At 67.3% G+C, this 20,042-nt stretch carries 16 protein-coding genes and 2 tRNA genes; 15 read left to right on the forward strand and 3 right to left on the reverse strand.

Translation table 11 applies throughout. The annotated features are described in order from the left end of the window. Positions 1-8 precede the first annotated feature (8 nt). From carA to VGK32_09005, 4 genes are all read left to right on the forward strand, one after another. The gene (gene carA, locus VGK32_08990) at positions 9-1,190 is read left to right on the forward strand and encodes a glutamine-hydrolyzing carbamoyl-phosphate synthase small subunit (protein HEY3381891.1); all 1,182 of its coding nucleotides are present in this window, start codon (positions 9-11) and stop codon (positions 1,188-1,190) included. A 9-nt stretch (positions 1,191-1,199) separates the two neighbouring features. Then, positions 1,200-4,442, forward strand: coding sequence for a carbamoyl-phosphate synthase large subunit (carB, locus tag VGK32_08995; GenBank protein HEY3381892.1), 3,243 nt, complete (start codon positions 1,200-1,202; stop codon positions 4,440-4,442). A gap of 170 nt (positions 4,443-4,612) precedes the next feature. Further along, entirely contained in the window at positions 4,613-7,210 is a 2,598-nt protein-coding gene (locus tag VGK32_09000) for a DNA internalization-related competence protein ComEC/Rec2 (protein HEY3381893.1), read from the forward strand. After that, positions 7,207-7,596, forward strand: a complete 390-nt coding sequence (locus tag VGK32_09005) for a GxxExxY protein (protein HEY3381894.1) — start codon at positions 7,207-7,209, stop codon at positions 7,594-7,596. The genes VGK32_09000 and VGK32_09005 overlap by 4 nt, the downstream gene beginning before the upstream one ends. A 58-nt stretch (positions 7,597-7,654) precedes the next feature. Here the strand turns inward: VGK32_09005 and mazG are convergent, their stop codons facing one another. Beyond that, positions 7,655-8,479 (reverse strand): nucleoside triphosphate pyrophosphohydrolase, encoded by an 825-nt coding sequence (gene mazG / locus VGK32_09010; protein ID HEY3381895.1) that lies wholly within the window; start codon positions 8,477-8,479, stop codon positions 7,655-7,657. Between the two features lie 62 nt (positions 8,480-8,541). Between mazG and VGK32_09015 the strand changes: the two genes are divergently transcribed. The 9 genes from VGK32_09015 to VGK32_09055 all read left to right on the forward strand — a co-directional run bounded on the left by VGK32_09015 (position 8,542) and on the right by VGK32_09055 (position 13,611). Next, positions 8,542-8,823, forward strand: a complete 282-nt coding sequence (locus VGK32_09015; protein HEY3381896.1) for a DUF1844 domain-containing protein — start codon at positions 8,542-8,544, stop codon at positions 8,821-8,823. Continuing rightward, complete coding sequence (locus tag VGK32_09020; GenBank protein ID HEY3381897.1) at positions 8,823-9,599, forward strand: MBL fold metallo-hydrolase; 777 nt, start codon at positions 8,823-8,825, stop codon at positions 9,597-9,599. The genes VGK32_09015 and VGK32_09020 overlap by 1 nt, the downstream gene beginning before the upstream one ends. Positions 9,600-9,632: 33 nt before the next feature. Then, complete coding sequence (locus VGK32_09025) at positions 9,633-10,571, forward strand: bifunctional riboflavin kinase/FAD synthetase (protein HEY3381898.1); 939 nt, start codon at positions 9,633-9,635, stop codon at positions 10,569-10,571. A 12-nt stretch (positions 10,572-10,583) separates the two neighbouring features. Beyond that, a complete protein-coding gene (gene cysS, locus VGK32_09030; GenBank protein HEY3381899.1) occupies positions 10,584-11,996 on the forward strand; it encodes a cysteine--tRNA ligase in 1,413 nt (470 codons plus the stop codon). A 135-nt stretch (positions 11,997-12,131) separates the two neighbouring features. Continuing rightward, complete coding sequence (locus tag VGK32_09035; protein ID HEY3381900.1) at positions 12,132-12,512, forward strand: YraN family protein; 381 nt, start codon at positions 12,132-12,134, stop codon at positions 12,510-12,512. 108 nt (positions 12,513-12,620) lie between these two features. After that, positions 12,621-12,866: a hypothetical protein gene (locus VGK32_09040; protein ID HEY3381901.1), complete on the forward strand. Its 246-nt coding sequence runs from the start codon at positions 12,621-12,623 to the stop codon at positions 12,864-12,866. Further along, positions 12,847-13,377 (forward strand): PIN domain-containing protein, encoded by a 531-nt coding sequence (locus tag VGK32_09045; protein ID HEY3381902.1) that lies wholly within the window; start codon positions 12,847-12,849, stop codon positions 13,375-13,377. Before VGK32_09040 ends, VGK32_09045 begins: the two co-directional genes overlap by 20 nt. Positions 13,378-13,412: 35 nt before the next feature. Beyond that, a tRNA-Gly gene (locus tag VGK32_09050) sits at positions 13,413-13,487 on the forward strand. A gap of 50 nt (positions 13,488-13,537) precedes the next feature. Then, positions 13,538-13,611 (forward strand) — tRNA-Cys (locus tag VGK32_09055). Positions 13,612-13,774: 163 nt separating this feature from the next. Here the strand turns inward: VGK32_09055 and VGK32_09060 are convergent. Continuing rightward, positions 13,775-14,818 (reverse strand): proline racemase family protein, encoded by a 1,044-nt coding sequence (locus tag VGK32_09060; protein HEY3381903.1) that lies wholly within the window; start codon positions 14,816-14,818, stop codon positions 13,775-13,777. 409 nt (positions 14,819-15,227) lie between these two features. Then, entirely contained in the window at positions 15,228-16,556 is a 1,329-nt protein-coding gene (locus VGK32_09065; protein HEY3381904.1) for a S8 family serine peptidase, read from the reverse strand. Positions 16,557-16,940: 384 nt separating this feature from the next. Here VGK32_09065 and VGK32_09070 point away from each other — a divergent pair, with 384 nt between their 5' ends. Both VGK32_09070 and VGK32_09075 read left to right on the forward strand, forming a co-directional pair. After that, positions 16,941-17,273 (forward strand): PadR family transcriptional regulator, encoded by a 333-nt coding sequence (locus tag VGK32_09070; GenBank protein HEY3381905.1) that lies wholly within the window; start codon positions 16,941-16,943, stop codon positions 17,271-17,273. A 7-nt stretch (positions 17,274-17,280) separates the two neighbouring features. Then, positions 17,281-19,974 carry an ABC transporter permease gene (locus VGK32_09075; protein ID HEY3381906.1) on the forward strand — a complete coding sequence of 898 codons (2,694 nt, stop codon included), beginning with the start codon at positions 17,281-17,283 and terminating at the stop codon, positions 19,972-19,974. The last annotated feature ends 68 nt before the right edge of the window (positions 19,975-20,042 follow it).

Here is a 20,042-nt window from a genome sequence, read left to right on the forward strand (position 1 = left end):
ATGAACCGATGACAGAACGCCGCGCCATGCTGGCGCTCGAGGACGGCACCTGCCTCGAGGGCATCGCGTGCGGCGCCGATGGCGTCACCTCTGGTGAGGTCGTGTTCAACACGAGCATGACCGGCTACCAGGAGATCCTCACCGATCCTTCCTACGCCGGACAGATCATCACGATGACGTGCCCCGAGATGGGGAACTACGGCACGACGCCACTCGATGCCGAGTCCCGCCGGGTGTCAGCTGCAGGCTTCATCGTCCGGCAGGCGTCGCCCGTTGCCAGCAACTGGCGGTCCGCTGCCTCGCTCCAGGATTTCCTCACCGCTCATCACATTGTCGGGCTGGCCGGGATCGACACGCGTTCGCTGACGCGTCGATTGCGGTCGGGGGGCGTGCTGCGTGGAGCGATCGGGACGGGTGATGCCGACCTCGCGACGCTGGTCGAGCGCGCCCGGACGACGCCTCCAATGGCTGGTGCGGATCTCGTCGGTGACGTGACGTGCCCCGAGGCCTTCGACGTCGGCGCGATCGGCACGTGGCCGCAGGGCGGGGATGCCGGCGGCGTGGTGACCGACCCGTCGTTCATCCTGCCGGTTGCAGGGCCGAAGCGCGAGGCGGGCGCCAGGCGTCCATTCGTGGCGGCCTACGACTTTGGGATGAAGTGGAACATCGTGAGGCGATTGGCCGCCAACGGCTGCCGCGTGCGGGTGTTTCCGGCGGGCACTCCCGCGGCCGATCTGATCGCCCTGCGACCCGACGGATTCTTCCTCAGCAACGGTCCCGGTGATCCGGCGGCGTTGACCTACGTCGTGGACAACGTGCGCAGCGTGCTGGCGGCGGGCGTTCCGATCTTCGGGATTTGCCTCGGCCACCAGGTGCTGGCGCTCGCGCTGGGCGGCCGGACGTTCAAGCTGAAGTTCGGGCACCGGGGCGCCAACCATCCGGTCAAGGATCTCGAGACCGGCCGCGTCGAGATTACGTCGCAGAACCACGGATTTGCGGTGGAGGCGGAGTCGCTGCCGCCCGACGTGGTCGTGACGCACCGCAGCCTGTACGACGGCACGATTGAAGGGCTGCGCCACCGCGATCGCCCGGTGTTCTCCGTCCAGTACCACCCGGAAGCCTCTCCAGGCCCGCACGACGCGGACTACCTGTTCGGCCGATTCCTCGCGGCGATGGGCGTCGCGTACTGATTGAGGGACATGCCGCGACGCACAGATCTCCACCGTGTTCTGGTGATCGGCTCGGGACCGATCGTCATCGGCCAGGCGTGCGAGTTCGACTACTCCGGGACGCAGGCGTGCAAGGCGCTGCGGGCGGAGGGCCTCGAGATCGTCCTCGTCAACAGCAATCCGGCGACGATCATGACGGACCCGGATCTGGCCGACCGGACGTACGTCGAGCCGCTCACCCCCGAGACGCTCGCCGCCATCATCGAGCGCGAGCGGCCCGACGCGCTGTTGCCGACCGTCGGGGGCCAGACGGCGCTGAACCTGGCGGTCGCGCTCGCCGAGTCCGGAGTGCTCGCGCGGCACGGTGTCGAGTTGATCGGCGCGTCGCTCGAGGCCATCAAGGTGGCCGAGGACCGTCTCCGCTTCCGTGAAGCGATGACGTCGATTGGCGTGGAGGTGCCCGAGAGCGGCGTCGCCCACGCGCTCGACGAGGCGCTGTCGCTCGTGAAGATGGTGGGATTCCCTGCCATCATCCGCCCGTCGTTCACGCTCGGCGGCGTCGGCGGGGGAGTGGCGTACAACCTCGACGAGTTCAAGACCCTGGTCTCGCGCGGCCTCTCGATGAGCCCGGTGCACCAGGTGCTCGTCGAGCAGTCGGTGCTCGGGTGGAAAGAGTACGAGCTCGAGGTCATGCGCGACGCGGCGGACAACTTCGTGGTCGTCTGTTCGATCGAGAACATCGACCCGATGGGCATCCACACCGGTGACTCGATCACCGTGGCGCCGGCGATGACGCTGAGCGACAAGGAGTATCAGCGCCTCCGCGACCTCGCGCGCCGCATCATCAGCCGGGTCGGCGTCGAAACCGGCGGCTCCAACATCCAGTTCGCCGTCAATCCGGCCGACGGCCGCGTGGTGGCGATCGAGATGAACCCGCGCGTGTCGCGATCGTCCGCGCTCGCGTCGAAGGCGACCGGGTTCCCGATCGCCAAGATCGCCGCCAAGCTGGCGCTCGGCTACCACCTGGACGAAATCCCCAACGACATCACGCGCGTCACGCCGGCATCGTTCGAACCGTCGATCGACTACGTCGTGGTCAAGGTGCCCCGCTGGAACTTCGAAAAGTTTCCCGAGGCCGATCGTACCTTGACGACCCAGATGAAGTCGGTGGGCGAGGCGATGGCCATCGGCCGGACGTTCAAGGAGGCGTTCCTCAAGGGGCTGCGCTCGCTCGAGTTGGGCCGCGCCGCGCTGCTGTGGACGACCGAGGGCCAGGACGAGGGCGACGAGCGGCTGGCCCACCGCCTGGCCGTTGCCGACGAGTTGAGAATCTGGCGGGTGTTCCGAGCGCTCGAGCGTGGGTGGAGCGTCGAGCGGATCCACGACATCACCAAGATCGATCCGTGGTTCCTGACGCAGTTCGCCGAACTCACCGCGCGCGCCATGGACCTTCGTGCGGGCGGCGAAACGTCGTTGACGGTCGAGGCGCTCAGGGGGCTGAAGGAGAGCGGATTCAGCAACAGCGAGATGGCGAGGCTCTCGGGCGTCCCCGAGGTCGAGATCGCCCGGCGCGTGCGCGACGCCGGCGTCACCCGCGCCTACAAGCGGATCGACACTTGCGCCGCCGAGTTCGAATCGTTCACGCCGTATCTCTACAGCACGTTCGCCAGCGAATGCGAGGCCGAACCCACGCCGCGCGCCAAGGTCGTCATCCTCGGCTCGGGGCCCAACCGTATCGGGCAGGGCATCGAATTCGACTACTGCTGCTGCCACGCCGCCTTCGCGCTCCGGGAGGAAGGCGTCGAGACGGTGATGATCAACTGCAACCCGGAGACCGTCTCGACCGACTATGACACGGCCGACCGCCTGTACTTCGAGCCGCTCACGCTCGAAGACGTGCTCGCGGTGATCGAGCGCGAGAGGCAGGGCGGCGGCGACGTCTCGTGCCTCGTCCAGTTCGGCGGCCAGACGCCGCTGAAGCTGGCGCTGGCGCTGCAGAGCGCCGGCGTTCGGCTCATCGGCACGTCGGCCGACTCGATCGACCTCGCGGAGGACCGAAGGCGCTTCTCGGCGCTCCTCTCGGAACTCGGCATCAACCAGCCCCCGAGCGGCACCGCATTCTCGCGCGACGAGGCTCGCCAGGTCGCGGCCTCGATCGGCTTCCCCGTGGTCGTCCGGCCTTCGTACGTGCTCGGCGGCCGCGGCATGGCGATCGTCTACGAGCAGACCGCGCTCGACCGCTACATGCGCAACGCGGTCGACGCCGCGCCCGGGCACCCGGTGCTCGTCGATCGGTTCCTCGAGGACGCGTTCGAACTCGACGTGGACGCCGTCGCGGACGGGGCCGGCGCCGTGATTCTCGGCGGCATCATGGAACACATCGAGGAGGCCGGGATCCACTCCGGCGACAGTTCGTGCGTGCTGCCGTCCTACCTGGTGCAGGAGCGGCACCTCGAGACCATTCGCGACTGGACGCGGCGCATCGCCCGCGCGCTCGGCGTCATCGGTCTGATGAACGCGCAGTTCGCCATCAAAGACGATGTGGTGTACGTGCTGGAGGTGAACCCCAGGGCGTCGCGCACCGTGCCGTTCCTGTCGAAGGCCACCGGCGTCCCCCTCGCCAAGGTGGCCGCCCGCGTGATGCTCGGCCGCTCGCTGGCCGACCAGGGACTGACACGCGATCCGTCGGTGAACGGGTATTTCGTCAAGACCCCGGTGTTCCCGTTCATCCGCTTCGCCGGTGTGGACGTCCTGCTCGGCCCGGAGATGAAGTCCACTGGCGAGGCCATGGGGTGCGGCGCGTCGTTCGGTGTCGCGTTTGCGAAGGCGCAGGCGTCGGTGGGACAGACGCTGCCGGACAGCGGCACCGTGTTCATCTCGGTGAACGATCACGACAAGCCGACGGTGCTGCCCGTCGCGCGCGATCTCGCGGACCTCGGGTTCACCCTGGCGGCGACACGAGGCACCGCAGCGTTTCTCGGCGCGCATGGGATGCCGGCTGAGGTGATCTACAAGGTGAACGAGGGGCGGCCGAACATCGCGGACGAGGTCGTCAACGGCAGGATCGTGCTCGTCATCAACACTCCGCTCGGGCGGGCGTCGTTCTTCGACGACCGCGCGCTTCGCCGCGCGGCCATGATGCACGGTGTGCCGTGCATCACCACGCTCACCGGAGCGTCTGCGGCGGTCAGCGCGATTCGTGCCATGCGCACCGACGTGTCCGAGGTGCGCGCGCTTCAGGACTACTACGCAGAATCTGCCGCACGGCGTTGAGACGCTGACGGCAGAAACCTCACCACGCGCAACGTCGCCTCGAGTCTCCCGCCCGGGACCGAACGGACGCCAGGCGCCCAACCGCTGATATTACCTGCAATTCGGCCCAACGCGCCCGGAGTCTGCGCCCTCCAAGTCCGCCTCGGCACCCCGCTTGCCCACGTTCGGGCATGACCGTTCCCGCCGCTCTTCCCGCGCTGGCCGTTCTCCTCGGCGCCGCCCTTGGTACGTTCGGCGCCAGCCCGTCGCCGGGCTGGGCGCTTGGTGTCTCGGTCGTCGCCCTGGCCGTGGCCGGCATGGCGTTCGGGATGGGGCCTTCCGGACGCGCAGGCCGACGTGGGCGCCAACTCTTCGCCCCCTCGGTCTGTATCGTGTTCCTCATGGTGGCCTCGACGCTGGCCGGCGACGCCGCCCGATCCGCCAGACATCCGCCGCTGCGCGAGGCGCTGCCCGATTCCGTCCTGTCGGACCCGGTGACGCTCGAGGGCGAACTCCGGGAGGATGCCGCGGTCGGAGAGCGGGGCGTCAACCTCGCGCTGGCGGTGGATCGAGTGCGCCGAACCGGATTCGACCGGGCGGCACCAGGTGGCGTGCGTCTGACGGTCGGGGGCGAGTTGGCGATCGGGCAGGCGCGCGCCTGGCGTGCGGGCCGGCGCGTTCGTGTCGCGGCCCTGCTGCGCGAACCGGGACGGTTCCAGGATCCGGGCGTCCCAGACAGCCGGGCCGCTCTCGCACGGAAAGGCGTCGTGCTGATTGGTTCGGTCAAGAGTGCAGGGCTGGTGGACGTGCTGGCGCCCGGGGGATGGGTGGCGGAGACGGCCGCAGAGGTGCGCCGCCTGACGCGGGCTGCCGTGGTGCGACATGTCGGGTCCCACAGTCCGCGCTCGGCCGCCATCGTCGTCGCCATCCTGATCGGCGACCGCGTCGGGCTGGAGGAGGAGGTGCAGCGGCGGCTGCAGGAGGCGGGGACGTATCACGTGATTGCGATCTCGGGTGGAAACATTGCGATCCTCGCGGGCGTGCTGCTCGCGTTCTTCCGCCTTGCTCGGCTGGGTCCCCGGTTGGGGTGTTGGTTGACGATGGCCGTGCTCGTCGGGTACGCGGAGATTGTCGGTGGCGGAGCCTCGGTCGTCCGCGCCACGCTGATGGGGTGCACCTACCTTCTCGCGCGCCAGGCTGACCATCGCAGCGCGCCGGTGAATGCCCTTGCCGTGTCGTGCGCAGTGATTCTGTTCGTGACACCAGCGTCGGTCGCGGACGTCGCCTTCTGGCTGACGTTCGGCGCCACGCTGGGGATTCTCATTGGTGTGGGCCGCATGGGGAAGCGGCTGCCGCGGCCGTTGTGGATCCGTGTGCCCGTGGGGCTGCTGTTGACGTCGATCTGTGCCGAACTCGCGCTCTTCCCGGTGGGTGCGCTTTCGTTCGCGCGGGTGACGTTTGCCGGTCTCGTTCTGAACTTCCTCGCCATTCCTCTGATGGGCGTCGCGCAGGTGGCGGGAATGCTGGTGCTGCCGCTGTCGGCGGTCAGCCAGACAGTCGCGGGGCTGGCGGGATACCTGGCTCATCTTGGCGCCGACGGTCTGGTCAGATCGGCGACGCTCGTGGACTACGCTCCGTGGTCGTCCTACCGGCTGCCACCGCCGGGTCTGTTCGTGGTCTTTGGCTACTACCTGGGATGGACCATGTGGTTGTGGCTGCGGTCACCCACGGCCGTCGCGGTGCGCGGGCGATGGCGCCGCGTCATGTCCCGTCTGGCGGCCGCGGCGATTGTCGGGTGTGGGCTGTGGGTGCTCGTCGAGCCCATGACGCTCCTGTGGCCAGGGGTCAGCGGGCGGTTGCGGGTCACCGTGCTCGATGTGGGCCACGGTGACGCCATCCTCGTGCAACTGCCGGACCGTCGCAGTGTGCTCGTGGACGCCGGCGGATCGATGACGGGCGGGTCGTTCGACCTCGGCGGACGAGTGGTGGCGCCGGCCCTCTGGTCGCTTGGAACGCGCCGGCTCGACGCGCTGGTGATATCGCACGCCGACCCTGACCACATCGGCGGAGCCGCGTCGATTCTGCGCGACTTCCGGCCACGCGAGATCTGGGAGGCTGTGCCGGTGGCGAAGTCACCTCTCTGGCAGGCTCTGCGCCGCGACGCGGACGGAGCGCGGATTGCCTGGCACAGCAGGCACGCAGGCGACGTTGTCGTGCTCGGTGATGTCCGCTGCCGGGTCTGGCACCCGCCACCGCCCGAGTGGGAACGGCCACGGCCGAGGAACGACGACTCGCTGGTGATGGAACTCGAGTACGGCGAGGTATCGATCGTGTTGCCGGGCGACATCGGACGTCCGGTCGAGTCGGTGCTCGCGCGCGAGTCGTGGCCGCGTCGGCTGCGCGTGCTCAAGGTCCCGCATCACGGCAGCGCGACGTCGAGCCTGCCCGAGTTCCTGGGTGGCCTCGCACCGACACTGGCGATCCTGAGCGCGGGGGCCACGACGAAGGTGAGCGACGACGTGCTGCGCCGCTACACGGAGCTTGGCGCGACGATGCTGCGAACCGACGTCGACGGCGCCATCACGCTGGAGACGGACGGGCGGACGATCACCGTCACGACGTTCACGGGGAGACGGCTCTCCGTCGATGGCACCACAAAGAACACGAAGGTCACAAAGGGCGTCGAGCGTGTTGACAGTACCAGGCGGTCGGTCGGCCTGCAGCCGACCGCGCGAAAGACCGGACGGAACTGCTGTCCGGCCCTCGGCAACAGGAGTTCACACCGATGAGCACATCACCCGTCGCTCCAGACATCGAGCTTCTCGGCCGGCGCGTCATCGGATGCGCGCTCACCGTGCACCGCGCGCTGGGCCCCGGGTTCCTGGAGCGGATCTACCGGCAGGCGATGATGCTCGAGCTGGAGGCCTGCGGCATCGGCTTTCAGTGCGAGCAGCCGGCGGTCGTCGTCTACCGGGGGCAGCCGCTGTCGGGACAGCGGATTGACCTCGTGGTCGAAGGGCTGATTATCGTCGAGTTGAAGGCCGTGAGCGCCATCGAACCCATCCACGTGGCGCAGGTGTTGTCGTATTTGAAGACGACAGGGCTGCGGTTGGGGTTGCTGATCAACTTCCACGAGACGCTGTTGAAGAACGGGATCCGCCGTCTCGTGCTGTGACAGGAGTCCGCGTGGTGTGCTTTGTGACCTTTGTGGTTCCACAGGTCTTCGTGGACCCTCAGTCGGGGTGGTCTTCGTTCTCGGTGGTCTTGACGGCTTGCCACTCGCGTTCGAGCGTGTCGAGGTCGCGGCCCTGGAGTTGTTCGCCCCTGGCGGCGAAGCGGTGTTCCATTGCGGTGAACCGGCGCGCGAACTTGTCGTCCGCCGTGCGCAGGGCGGCTTCGGGCTCGATGCCCAGCTTTCGCGACAGGTTGGCGATCGCGAACAGCAAGTCGCCCATCTCCTCCTCGACCCGGGCGCGGCTGCCGCCGCCCTCCACGGCCTGACGCAGTTCAGCCACTTCCTCTTCGATCTTCGCGAGCACGTCGGTCGCCCGTTCCCAGTCGAACCCGACGGCCGCCGCGCGGGTGCCCATCTCGAAGGCGCGGGCGAGTGCCGGAAGCGCCTTCGGCACGCCGCCAAGGATCGATTTCGGCGTGTCGCCCGCCGGCGACGCCGCCCGCTCCTCGGCCTTGACGGCCTCCCATCGGCCGAGCACTTCGTCCGCGGTCTTCGCCTTGGCCGCATCACCGAAGACGTGGGGATGTCGGCGCAGCAGCTTGTCGGCAATCGACGTCAGCGAGTCGGCCACGGTGAAGTCGCCGGCCTCCGAACACACCTGCGCGAGCAGCACGCCCTCGAAGATGAGGTCGCCAATCTCCTCGCGCAGTGCCGGCCTGTTGCCTCCGTCAATCGCCTCCAGGACCTCGTACGTTTCCTCGAGTACGAACGGGCGGAGCGTCTCGAGCGTCTGCTCGCGGTCCCACGGACAGCCGCCCGGGGCGCGCAGGCGGGCGACGATGTCCACAAGACGGGTGAAGGCGGCGCCAGCAGGGTCGGCCATGGCCGTATGCTACCATTTCCATCCGGATGCCCCGGGACCCGGTCCCGGCTTCGAGGGACGCCATGCCGGAACAGCCGACGATTACGTTCAGCCTCTTCGTGCTCTCCCTCTCAGCGAGCGCCGAGATCCACCTGGGGATATTGCCCCCGCCCGGCGCCGACAAACCGGCTCCGCCGAATCTGAAGGAGGCCGCGCACCTCATCGAGTTGCTGGCGATGCTTCAGGAGAAGACCGCCAACAACCTCGAGGAGTCGGAAGAGCAACTGCTCGACGCCGTGCTCTACGACCTCCGGATGCGCTACGTCGAGTTGACGGGCGCAGGGACGACGGCCGAGAAGGACTGATGCCCAGCGGCCGACTCACCGTTCTTGGATCGGGGACGTCGCACGGAGTGCCCGTCATCGGCTGCCACTGCGAGACGTGCACCTCGACGGATCCGCGCGACCAGCGGTGGCGGCCGTCGGTGTTCGTGGAGTTGCCCGGCGGGTGCACGGTGCTCGTCGACACGTCGCCAGATCTTCGCGCCCAGGCGCTCCGATTCGGCATTGCGCACATCGACGCGATCCTGTTCACGCACCCGCACGCGGATCACCTGCTCGGTCTCGACGAGATCCGTCGCTACAACGCGATCCAGGGACACGCGATTCCGTGCTACGGCGACGCCGACACCATCAAGGAGGTGCGGCGCGTGTTCGCCTACTCCTTCGCGCCGCGCCAGTTGGGCGGGGGCGTGCCTCGCCTGAAGCTGTTCGCCCTCGGCGGACCGTTCTCGATCGGCGGAGACGAAGTCGTGCCGATCCCGGTGATGCATGGGACGCTTCCGATCTACGGCTATCGCTTCGGAGCGTTTGCATACGTGACGGACTGCAGCCAGATCCCCGAGTCGTCGTGGCCGCTGCTCGAGGGCGTCCGGCTGCTCGTGATCGACGCGCTTCGATATGTGCCGCACCCGACGCATTTCACCGTCGATCAGGCGCTCGAGGCGATCGCACGGCTGCGGCCCGAACGCGCAGTGTTGACGCACATTGCTCACGATCTGCGCCACGCCGCCGCCGCTGGCCGGCTGCCGGCGGGCGTCGAGCTGGCATATGATGGGTTGGTACTCGATTTCCCGGCTTGAACCTCGAGCCGAGAGCCCAGAGCCCTATCGTTGATGGACATCATCCACTATCCCGACGATCCGCGTCCGCCACGCTGGCACCAGCCGGTGCTTGCGCTCGGGAACTTCGACGGCCTGCACCGCGGCCACATGAAGATCGTCGAGCGCGTGGCACGCGGCGCCGCCGAGCGAAGCACCACGCCCGTCGTTCTCACCTTCGATCCGCACCCGACGCGCGTCGTCCGTCCCGACAAGGCCCCGCCGCTCCTGATGACCATGGGGCAGAAGCTGGAGACGCTGGAGAGGGCCGGCATGCAGGGCGTCGCGATCGTGCGGTTCACGCCGGAGATCGCCAGGTGGGATCCGGAAACGTTCGTGCGGGTGGTGCTGGTCGAATGGCTGCGCGTGGCGGAGGTGTGGGTCGGGGCGAACTTCCTGTTCGGCCACGACCGGTCGGGCAACTTCTCGCTGCTCCGTGTGCTGGGCGCCCGGTATGGTTTCCGGACCGAGAAGATCGATCCCGTCCGTTACAAGGACTTCGTCGTGAGCAGCACGCGGGCGAGGCGGCTGATTTCGGATGGCCGCGTGGACGAGGCGGCGACCCTGCTCGGCCGCCACTATTTCCTCGACGGCATCGTCGTGCACGGGCTGCAGCGTGGGCGGCTCCTCGGGTTCCCCACGGCGAACCTGGACACCGAGAACGAGCTGGTGCCGCCGAACGGCGTCTACGCGACGCTCGTCACGCTCGATTCGATCGTCTATCCGTCGGTGACGAACATCGGCGTGCGGCCGACGTTCCACCAGCCGTCCGCCACCGTGATCGAAACGCACCTGCTCGGCGTGGATCGCGATCTGTACGGCGCGCACATGCGGCTCTCGTTCGTGCAGCGCGTCCGTGACGAGCGCACGTTCGACGGGATGGAGGAGCTGAAGGCCCAGATCGCCGCCGACTGCGCCCGCGCCCGCGCACTGTTCGACCAGATCTCGCTGTAACCGACTGACGCTATGCGCCTCTACAACACGCTGACTCACCGCGAAGATGATTTCGTGCCGTCGGATGGCCGGACCGTCCGCATGTATGCCTGCGGGCCGACCGTCTACAACCGCAGCCACGTCGGCAACTTCCGTACGTTCATCTGCGTGGACGTGCTGCGCCGCGCGTTGAAGTACCACTGCGGCTTCGACGTCCGCGAGGTGATGAATTTCACCGACGTGGACGATCGCATCATCACCGGCATGCAGGAGACCGGCGCGAGCCTGAGGGACTACACGGATCGCTGGATCGTGGCATTCCTCGAGGACGCGACCGCGCTCGGCCTCGAGCCGGTGGAGGAGCGGCCGCGCGCGACCGACGAGGCGAACCTGCGTGCGATGAACGACATCATCCATTCCCTCGAGGAGCGCGGGCACACGTATCGGAGCGACGGGTCCATCTACTTCAAGATCGCCACCTTCCCGCAGTACGGCGAACTCGCCCGCCTGGACCATGCCGGCATCCAGCCGGGTGCGCGCGTCGATTCGGACAACTACGCGAAGGAGGACGCCCGCGACTTCGTCCTGTGGAAGGCGACCAAGCCGGGCGAGCCGACGTGGGACTTCGGTGAGGGTCCCGGTCGCCCGGGCTGGCACATCGAGTGCTCGGCGATGGCGCTGCGTCTGCTCGGCGAGCCCCCCATCGACCTCCATGCTGGCGGGGTCGACCTGGTGTTTCCGCACCACGAGAACGAGATCGCCCAGAGCGAGGGCGCGACGGGGAAGCGATTCGCGCGGTGCTGGATGCACGTCGAGCACCTGCTGATCGACCGCGAGAAGATGTCGAAGTCGCTCGGTAACCAGTTCACGCTCCCCGACATCGTGGCGCAGGGCCACCGGGCCTCGGCGCTCCGCTATCTGCTGATCTCGACGCACTACCGGAAGCAGTTGATGTTCACGTGGGACAGCTTGAAGCAGGCCGAGGAGGCGTTGCGCAGGCTGACGGACTTCCTCGCGCGCCTCGACCAGGTGACGGGCGGTGAGGCGCACCCGGCCGTGGCCGAACGGGTCGGCGTGGCGCGGCGCGCGTTCGGCGAGATGATCGAGGCCGACCTGAATACGGCCGGCGCCCTCGGCGCCACGTTCGATCTCGTGCGGGCGCTGAACAGCGCCATCGACGCACACGAGGTCGGTGCGCCCGATGTCATCGTCGTTCGTGAGGCGTTTGCGTACTTCGACAGGATTCTCGGCGTGCTGAGCCTGCGGCACGTGGAGGAGGGGCACACCGAGGTCCCTGCCGAGGAGATCGAGCGGCTGATCGGCGAGCGCCAGGCGGCGCGCCGCCGCCGCGACTTCGCGGCTGCCGACCAGATTCGCCGCGACCTTGCCGACAAGGGCGTCCTGCTCGAAGACAGCGCAGCCGGAACGCGCTGGAAGCGCCGCTGAACTGAGTGGCACGGGCACCTCGAGTGGCACGGGCGCCTCGCGTGGCACGGGCACCTCGCGTGGCACGGGCGTCTCGAGTGGCACGGGCGTCCCGCCCGTCGCTCCGGCTCTCTCCTTGCACGAGGGATCCGGCATATGCCACTCCTTGATCGCATTTCTCTAGGAAAATCTGGGGAAGATCTGGCCTGCCGCGAGCTGGAGCGCCGGGGCTATGCAATCCTTGCCCGCCGCTACCGCACCCGATTTGGCGAAATCGACATCGTGGCCCGCGACGGTCCGACCATCGTCTTCATCGAAGTGAAGGCGCGGACCTCCGATCGCTACGGCGATCCTGCCGAAGCTGTCACGCTCCACAAGCAGGCGAAGGTCACCGCGATGGCGGAGGACTACCTCGCGCGCCGGGGGCTGTTCGGTGCGCCGTGCCGCTTCGACGTCGTCGGGGTCATCTTCGCACCCGACGGGAAACTCCGGCTGGAGGTGATCCAGTCGGCGTTCGACGCGGTGGCGTGGAGGTAGACGCAGGACAAGGATGAAGGATGAAGGAGAAAGGATGAAGGATGAAGGAGGAAGGATGAACCGCGGTTGCGTCATGCTATGACCATGAAAGCATGATAGCATCATGACATGAAGCGGAAGGTGAGCACGGTGATGGAGGAATCGCTGTTTCGCCGCGCCAAGGTCGAGGCGGCGCGTCAGGGGCGCCCCATGAGCGCACTGTTGGAGGAGGCGCTCGAGCGGTATTTCTCCGACCCCTCGGTGGGCCCGGTGTCTCAGTACCGGAGCGTTGCCGAAACATGGGGAGCGATGCAGGCGCCGGCCGGGATCATCCGGGAGATCATGGAAGACGACGATGAGTACTTCGAGTCTTGATGATCTCCCTGGCGGCGAACGGGTTCTCATCGACGCGACGATCTTCGTCCACCATTTCTTCCGCGACTCCGTGCAATGCCGGCGGCTGCTCGAGCGGTGCGAGCGGCGCGAGGTCGTCGGCATCACGTCGGTGATTGCGCTCAACGAGGCGACGCACCGGTTGATGGCGATGGAGGCGATCCGTCGCGGCTTGGTTGCCGGAGGGGCAGTGCCGCAGAAACTCCGGAAGCGCCCCGACATCGTCCGGCAGTTGAGCGAGTATGTCTGGCAGGTGCAGTGCATCCCGACGTGGGGCATCGAGGTGCTTCCGGTGGACCTCGGGCGATGCATGCGGGCGATGGACATTAGGTCCGCCACCGGGCTGCTGACCAACGACTCGCTGATCGTGGCGACGATGCGCGATGCGGGCGTGAGCGCCATCGCGACGGCGGACGGCGATTTCGCGCGCGTCGAAGGGCTCGAAGTGTTTCGTCCGACCGACCTCGGATCGGCCGCGCCGGCTCTTGCCTAGAGACCATCTCGTGTGGTACTTTGAGTGTTCGCTGAGCGGGAATAACTCAGTGGTAGAGTGCGACCTTGCCAAGGTCGAAGTCGCGGGTTCGAATCCCGTTTCCCGCTCCATTTTTCCTTCCGAGCGCGCGGTTCTAGCCGCGCGTTTTTTGTCGGTCGCCGGCGCCGTAGCCAAGTGGTAAGGCAGAGGTCTGCAAAACCTCCATCTCCGGTTCAAATCCGGACGGCGCCTCCAAAACATCTCTCCCCGTCCACCAGATGTTTTGCCCTGAGCGAGCGCGGCGACGCCGCAGGCGAGTCGAAGGGCTGACCGCCATCCCGTCCACCAGATGTTTTGCCCTGAGCGAGCGTGGCGACGCCGCAGGCGAGTCGAAGGGCTGACGCTCCCCGCCTCCTCCTCACGCGCCCCAGATGTCCCCAACGGTGAAACCCTCGGGGAAGGGATCCTCGGCATCCACCACGTACTGCGCGAAGCCGGTGATCCAGGCCCGACCGCTGATGGTTGGCACCACGGCCTTGTACGGCCCGACGGCCGTCTCCTCGACGAGACGCCCGGTGAAGACGGTCCCGAGGATGCCCTCGTGGTGGAAGTCCTCGTCGAGCGCCAATTGACCCTTGGCGTGCAGCGCGGCCATCTTCGCGCACGTGCCGGTGCCGCACGGGGAGCGATCGATCGCACCGGTCCACGTGGCAGGGCGCTCCCAGTCGAGCCGGCCGGTCGAGACGATGACGGCGTTCTTCCGGTGCGCGTGGGCGAGGCGGGGTGGACCGGACAGCTGGGCGATCGAAACCCCGACGATGTCCGGATTCTCCGGGTGGACGACGGGCAGTTGTTCCTGCGTGGCCGCCTTGATCATCTCGCCGATGCGCACGATGTCGCGTCCTTCGTCTGGCGTCAGCGCCAGTCCGAACGGCGCGGCGTCGGCAATCACGTAGAACATCCCGCCCCACGCGACGTCCACCACGACGGTGCCCAGGTGCGGCACCTCGACCGCCTTGTCGATGTGCGCGGCAAAGGCCGGCACGTTCCGAAACGTCACCTTCGTCACTTTGCCGTTCGAGCACTCGGCGCGGACGCCCACCAGGCCAGCCGGAGCTTCGAGAACGAGGTCTGTCACAGGCTCCTGCATGGGCACCATGCCCGTCTCGAGCAGGGCCGTGGTCACGCAGATCGTGTTGGTGCCCGACATGGCGGGATACTCGACCTGCTCCATGATGACGAAACCGGCATCGGCCTCGGGCCGCGTGGGCGGCAGAATGAGATTGCAGTTGGCGGCCGGATAGCCTCGCGGTTCGCGCAACATCCGGAGGCGCAGCCCGTCCTCGTGTCGTGCGAGGTGCTGCATCTTCTCGAACATCGTCCGACCCGGCACATCACGCACGCCGCCGACGATCACCCGCCCCGGCTCGCCGCAGGCGTGAAGATCGACGGCGGAAATCATGCTCGACAGTCTCATAGGGCCCCCGGAAAGACACTCGTTTCGTAGCGCACAGGCTGGCCCGAGGCGGCTTGGTGCCGCTCGACCCATCCGACTGTTGGCGATGGATCTCGTTCCAGCCGCGACGTCGGATCCCAAGCCCCGGCATGGTACTCCAAGAGGGAGCACTGTGGCAGCGCAACGCGGTCACTACCCTGGTTCCGCCCGCGCGCAGGGCAGGCACGAGAACCGCAATGGCCTGATCGAGTGGCCGTCCGGCGGTTGGTGTTCCGTACCCGGGATAAGGCATGACGGGGAAGGCGCTGGCCGCGGCCAGGTTCGAGTAGACGTCGGTGTGGCGTTCGAGGTCGCGGAAGAGCGGGGGCACCATGGCGGTGCCCCCCCCCCTGCGAATCTGTCTAGGCTCGATCGGCTACCACTGCAGCGCGCTCCATGCGTTGATGCGCCCCTTGCCGCTGTACGGATCGGCACCGGGCTTGAGGATGTCGTCGGCCGACTTCTGAATGAGCGCCTTGAGCTGCGCCGGCGCCATGCGGCCGTACTTGCCCACGATCAGGGCGGCCACGCCGGAGACGTGTGGTGCCGCCATCGAGGTGCCGGCGGCAAAGAAATACTGCCAGGTGCCGCCACTGGTGCGCCCTGCCGGACTGAGGACCAAATCGAGCACCGTCCCGCAGTTGAAGTCGCCACCAGGTGCCGCCACGCTGACGACCGACTGGCCGTAGTTGGTGTAAGAGGCCGGCTGGTCGAAGTTGGCTTGCGCACACGGCGCGGTCGCCGCCACCGCCATGCCGTTGCCCGACTGCGCCGGAATCACCCACAAGCGGCTGTTCAGGTTGACGCCCTCATTGCCCGCCGCGCTGATGCACAGGGTGCCGACCGCCGTGGCGTGGTTGATGGCGCGGTTGAGCGCCGCAATCAGCGGTCCGGATCCGCCGCCGCCCGCGTTGATGCGGTCGAACGTGGCGCCCAGGCTCATGTTGATGACATCGGCTTGGACCTCAGGGCCAGACGCGTACATGATCCCGCTGATGATCCACGAGAACGATCCGCTGCCAGTGCTGCTTCTGAGCACCTTGACGGCCACGATCTCCGCCTGCGGAGCAACGCCCTGAGTCCCGATGTTGTTGATCGGTGCGGCGATGATTCCGGCGACGTGGGTGCCGTGGTTGAAACCGTACACGACCGGATCGATTCCAGGTTCCGTCGGCACGAACGACGTGCTGAGCGACAGATTGACATTCGGCCCGATGTCCGGGTGTCCGCTCCAGATCCCGGCGTCGAGGACTGCCACCCTGGCGCGCTTCGCGCCCCAGCCCATGTCGCCGTTGGCGGCCGTCAGGTCGGCGTGAATCTGTCGCATGTTCCACTGGTAGCCCGAACGCGGTTCGCTGTTGACGCCGAGTTGCTCGACGTCGGTCGCCTCCACGGCATGCTCGTTCGGTGAGAGCCACTGGACTTCCACGTCCTCGGCCACATCCTGCACGGCATGCTCCGCCCTGATGTCAGCCAGGAACGTCGGACTCTTCGAATCGGCCAGCACCACGCCGATGTTCTCGAGTACGCCCGTCACTTTTCCACCGGCCGCGGTGACGGAGTCGAGGAATGCGGTGCTGCCCGCGCCCTGTCCCTTCGCGAGGATCAAGTAGTGCTTCGTGCCGTTCTGCGACTGGGCATGGATCCCGGTGGACGCGCTGCCAACCAAGACGCCGAGTAGAGCCAGGCAAAACAGTCGTTTCATGGACACCCCCTCGAAACTGATGTGTTTGGGCAACTGGTTGTGCGGGTGCGACGCTGACAGCACACCGACAAGGTGGTGCCACGAGGTCCCGCACGCTGTGGCCAAAATCGCGCCAAATCTAGTGCAAATGCTACACCAGCGTCGGCCAATCCGAATCGGACAAATTTGGGTGTTCAATCGATGGCCGGACCCGCGGCATGGTTGGAAAGTCGCCCTCAGGGCAGACAATTGTGGCTCGAGGCCGTTCCCGTCGTAATTTCCCGCACACGCCAGAGTGGTGGCGAGTGTCGCGGCCGCGACCACCGCGACTTTCAGGAACCTCCCACCATGTGCTATCGTCTATATACCTAGACAACTTAGTAAGACATCTCAGCGACGACCTCCATGCCGAAGAAACCCGACAACCTGCAAGGCGCACTCGACCTGTTGATCCTCAAGACCCTCGCCTCGCGCGGCCCGCTCCACGGGTACGGCATCGCCCTCCACGTCGAGTCGGTATCAGGCGATGTGCTGCGAATGGAGGAGGGGTCGCTGTACCCGGCACTCCACCGGATGGAGCTGGCCGGATGGGTTCGATCGAACTGGCGGACGTCGGAGAACAACCGCCGCGCGAAGTTCTACGGCATCACCGCCTCGGGATCGAGGCAACTGGCCGACGAAGAGCGCAACTGGCGCCTCGTCGTGGGTGCGATTTCTCGAGTACTCCAGGTCACGTAGGACAGCCATGTGGATCCAACGACTGCTCGCAACGTTTCGCCTCGGCCGCCTCGACCGCGATCTGGACGAGGAGATGCGCTTCCACATCGACATGCGCGCGCAGGCCTACGAGCGTGAGGGCCTGTCACCAGCGGACGCCCGTCGCAAGGCACTGCGTCGATTCGGCAGCCCCCTGCTGATGCGGGAACGCGTGCGCGACGCGCGCCTCCTGACGTGGCTCGAGAGCGTGCGGCAGGATCTCTGGCTGGGCCTGCGACTGCTCCGTCGCTCGCCGGCCCTGACGGTCGCGGCCATCCTGTCGCTTGGCCTCGCGATTGGCGGGACGACGGGCGTCTTCGCGGTTGGCGACGGCTTGCTGATCCGGCCGCTGCCCGTACAGCGACCCGAGGAACTGGTGGTCCCGCAGTGGCACTCGACCGAGTGGCCGAAGATCGGGATCTGGGGCTCGAACGACGACGACAACAACTCGTGGTCGTTCTCGTACGCGATGTACGAGCAATTCGCGAAAACGCCAGGGGTCGACCTGGCTGGCTTCCAGGAGTTGAACAGCGCCATCACCCTGATCCGGGGCGGGGCGGGAACCGCGGATGGCTCGCTCGTGACGGGCAACTTCTTCCGGGTGCTCGGCGTGACGCCGGCCGTCGGCCGGTTGTTCGTCGACGGGGACAACTCGCTCGCTTCGCCGCCGACGATCGTCCTCAGCCATCGGTTCTGGCAGAAGGTGTTTGGCAGCGATCCGGGCGCCATCGGCGCCGCCATGCGTGTCAACGGCCAGACGTTCACCGTCGTCGGGGTGGCTCCGAAGCCGTTCTTCGGCATGCAGCCCGGACGGTGGTCGGACTTTTACGTTCCGGCGTGCTGGATCGCGAAGCTCATGCCGGAGTTCGTCAAGGAATCCCCGCTGACGACCGACCACTTCTGGTGGCTGCAACTGGTGGGGCGCCCCAAGCCGGGCGCGACGACCGCGGCACTCAAGGCCTCGCTTGGCGCGCAGTTCGCCGCGATGGTCAAGCCGCTCATCACCGAGCCGAAGCAGCACGCGACGTTCGGACTGCGGACTGGCGATCGGGGATTTGCCTTTCAGAACGCAGACAGCGTGAAGCCGTTTACGATCCTGATGACACTCGTCGTCCTGGTCCTGCTGATCGCGTGCTCGAACGTCGCCAACCTTCTCCTTGCGCGTGGCGCGGCCCGCCGCAAGGAGGCGGCGATGCGTCTCGCGCTCGGCGCGGGGCGGCTGCGGCTGGTGCGACAGCACCTCACCGAGAGCCTGATGCTGGCACTCATCAGCGGCGCCGGCGGTTTCCTCTTCGCCCGCTGGTTCGCCGCCGCGATGCTGTCGCTCGCGCCCGAGAGGTCGGCACTCGTCCTCGACCTCGGGTTCAGTTGGCGGGTTCTGGCCTTCAACCTGGCCGTCGCCGTTGGCGCCGGGCTCCTGGTCGGCCTCGCTCCGGCCATAGCCTTGTCGCGATCGTCGATTGCCACCGCGCTCCGGGCGGGCACGACGGTGCGGCCGGGCTGGAGACAGCGGCTGGGACTGGGCCGACCGCTCGTAGCCGTGCAGATCGCGCTGTCGCTGCTGTTGCTGGTCGTGGCGGGCCTGTTCGTGCGCAGCCTGGGGAATCTGCAGGCAGTGCCGCTCGGCTTCAATCCCGACGGCATCGTCCTCTTCTCGCTCGATCCGACGTCCGGCGGCTACTCCGATGCGCAAAAGGCCCAGGCGACCGAGCGAGTGGCGGCCCGACTGACGCGGCTTCCGAACGTCACCGCGGTGACCTGGTCGACGTTCGCGCTGGTGGACAACATCAGCTGGAACACCACCGTGCGGGTGGTGGGTCAGCCGGCAGCCAAGCGACCGCCGTGCAACCTGCTCAGCGTCGGCCCGGGGTTTCATCGAACCCTGCAGGTTCCGCTGGTGGCGGGACGGACCTTCGACGCGCGCGACGGCGCGACGGCGCCAAGAGTCGCCATTGTCAACCAGTCGTTCGTGGCGAAGTACCTCGGAGGCACGAGGCCGCTCGGCCAGTCGTTCACGGTCGAACTCGAACGGGACCCCGTTGCGTTCGAGATCGTGGGCGTGGTGCGCGACACCAAGTACGCGCGGCTTCGTCGTCCCGAATCACCCATCGCCTTCCTGTCCGACGCGCAGCACGCGCTCCCGATGGGGCCGACCTTTGCGATGAAGGTCACCGGGGATCCGGGACGATTGTCGGCCGACATCACGCGGGTCGTGCACGAACTGGAGCCGACGCTGCCGGTCACGCGGATCAGGACGTACCGGGAACAGATTGCGCAGCAACTGTCGATGGAACGGAGCCTGTCGACGCTATCGTCGGCGTTCGGTGTGGTGGCCCTGCTGCTGGCGGCGGTCGGTCTCTACGGCGTCGTCGCTTTCGCGGTCGCGCGGCGGACGGGAGAGATGGGAGTCAGGCTGGCACTCGGGGCGAGCCGGGGTGCCGTGTTGCGCCTGGTGCTGCTGGACAGCGCGAAGGTCGTGGTCCCGGGAGCGTGCGTGGGGATGGCTGCAGCGCTTGCGGCGACCCGGTTCGTCGAGTCGATTCTCTTCGGACTGAAGCCGACCGACCCGGTCACGATCGTGGCTTCGGTGGCGCTGCTGCTGGCGGTGGCGGGAGTCGCAGCCTACGTCCCGGCGCGTCGTGCAGCCGGGATCAATCCGGTCGAGGCACTGCGCTGCGAATAGCCTATGTTTCGCTGTATGTTCTCCTTTCGATCATCCCGAACGCCGGCCAATCTCTGACCTATACTGGG

The sequence above is a fragment of the Vicinamibacterales bacterium genome, from assembly GCA_036504215.1.
GTDB lineage: Bacteria > Acidobacteriota > Vicinamibacteria > Vicinamibacterales > Fen-181 > FEN-299.

Excerpts from the sequence above, each read along its gene's own strand:
- carA (HEY3381891.1), top strand. The coding sequence starts at position 9 with ATGACAGAACGCCGCGCCATGCTGGCGCTCGAGGACGGCACCTGCCTC.
- carB (HEY3381892.1), top strand. The coding sequence starts at position 1,200 with ATGCCGCGACGCACAGATCTCCACCGTGTTCTGGTGATCGGCTCGGGA.
- VGK32_09000 (HEY3381893.1), top strand. The coding sequence starts at position 4,613 with ATGACCGTTCCCGCCGCTCTTCCCGCGCTGGCCGTTCTCCTCGGCGCC.
- VGK32_09005 (HEY3381894.1), top strand. The coding sequence starts at position 7,207 with ATGAGCACATCACCCGTCGCTCCAGACATCGAGCTTCTCGGCCGGCGC.
- mazG (HEY3381895.1), bottom strand. The coding sequence starts at position 8,479 with ATGGCCGACCCTGCTGGCGCCGCCTTCACCCGTCTTGTGGACATCGTC.
- VGK32_09015 (HEY3381896.1), top strand. The coding sequence starts at position 8,542 with ATGCCGGAACAGCCGACGATTACGTTCAGCCTCTTCGTGCTCTCCCTC.
- VGK32_09020 (HEY3381897.1), top strand. The coding sequence starts at position 8,823 with ATGCCCAGCGGCCGACTCACCGTTCTTGGATCGGGGACGTCGCACGGA.
- VGK32_09025 (HEY3381898.1), top strand. The coding sequence starts at position 9,633 with ATGGACATCATCCACTATCCCGACGATCCGCGTCCGCCACGCTGGCAC.
- cysS (HEY3381899.1), top strand. The coding sequence starts at position 10,584 with ATGCGCCTCTACAACACGCTGACTCACCGCGAAGATGATTTCGTGCCG.
- VGK32_09035 (HEY3381900.1), top strand. The coding sequence starts at position 12,132 with ATGCCACTCCTTGATCGCATTTCTCTAGGAAAATCTGGGGAAGATCTG.
- VGK32_09040 (HEY3381901.1), top strand. The coding sequence starts at position 12,621 with ATGAAGCGGAAGGTGAGCACGGTGATGGAGGAATCGCTGTTTCGCCGC.
- VGK32_09045 (HEY3381902.1), top strand. The coding sequence starts at position 12,847 with ATGAGTACTTCGAGTCTTGATGATCTCCCTGGCGGCGAACGGGTTCTC.
- VGK32_09060 (HEY3381903.1), bottom strand. The coding sequence starts at position 14,818 with ATGATTTCCGCCGTCGATCTTCACGCCTGCGGCGAGCCGGGGCGGGTG.
- VGK32_09065 (HEY3381904.1), bottom strand. The coding sequence starts at position 16,556 with ATGAAACGACTGTTTTGCCTGGCTCTACTCGGCGTCTTGGTTGGCAGC.
- VGK32_09070 (HEY3381905.1), top strand. The coding sequence starts at position 16,941 with ATGCCGAAGAAACCCGACAACCTGCAAGGCGCACTCGACCTGTTGATC.
- VGK32_09075 (HEY3381906.1), top strand. The coding sequence starts at position 17,281 with ATGTGGATCCAACGACTGCTCGCAACGTTTCGCCTCGGCCGCCTCGAC.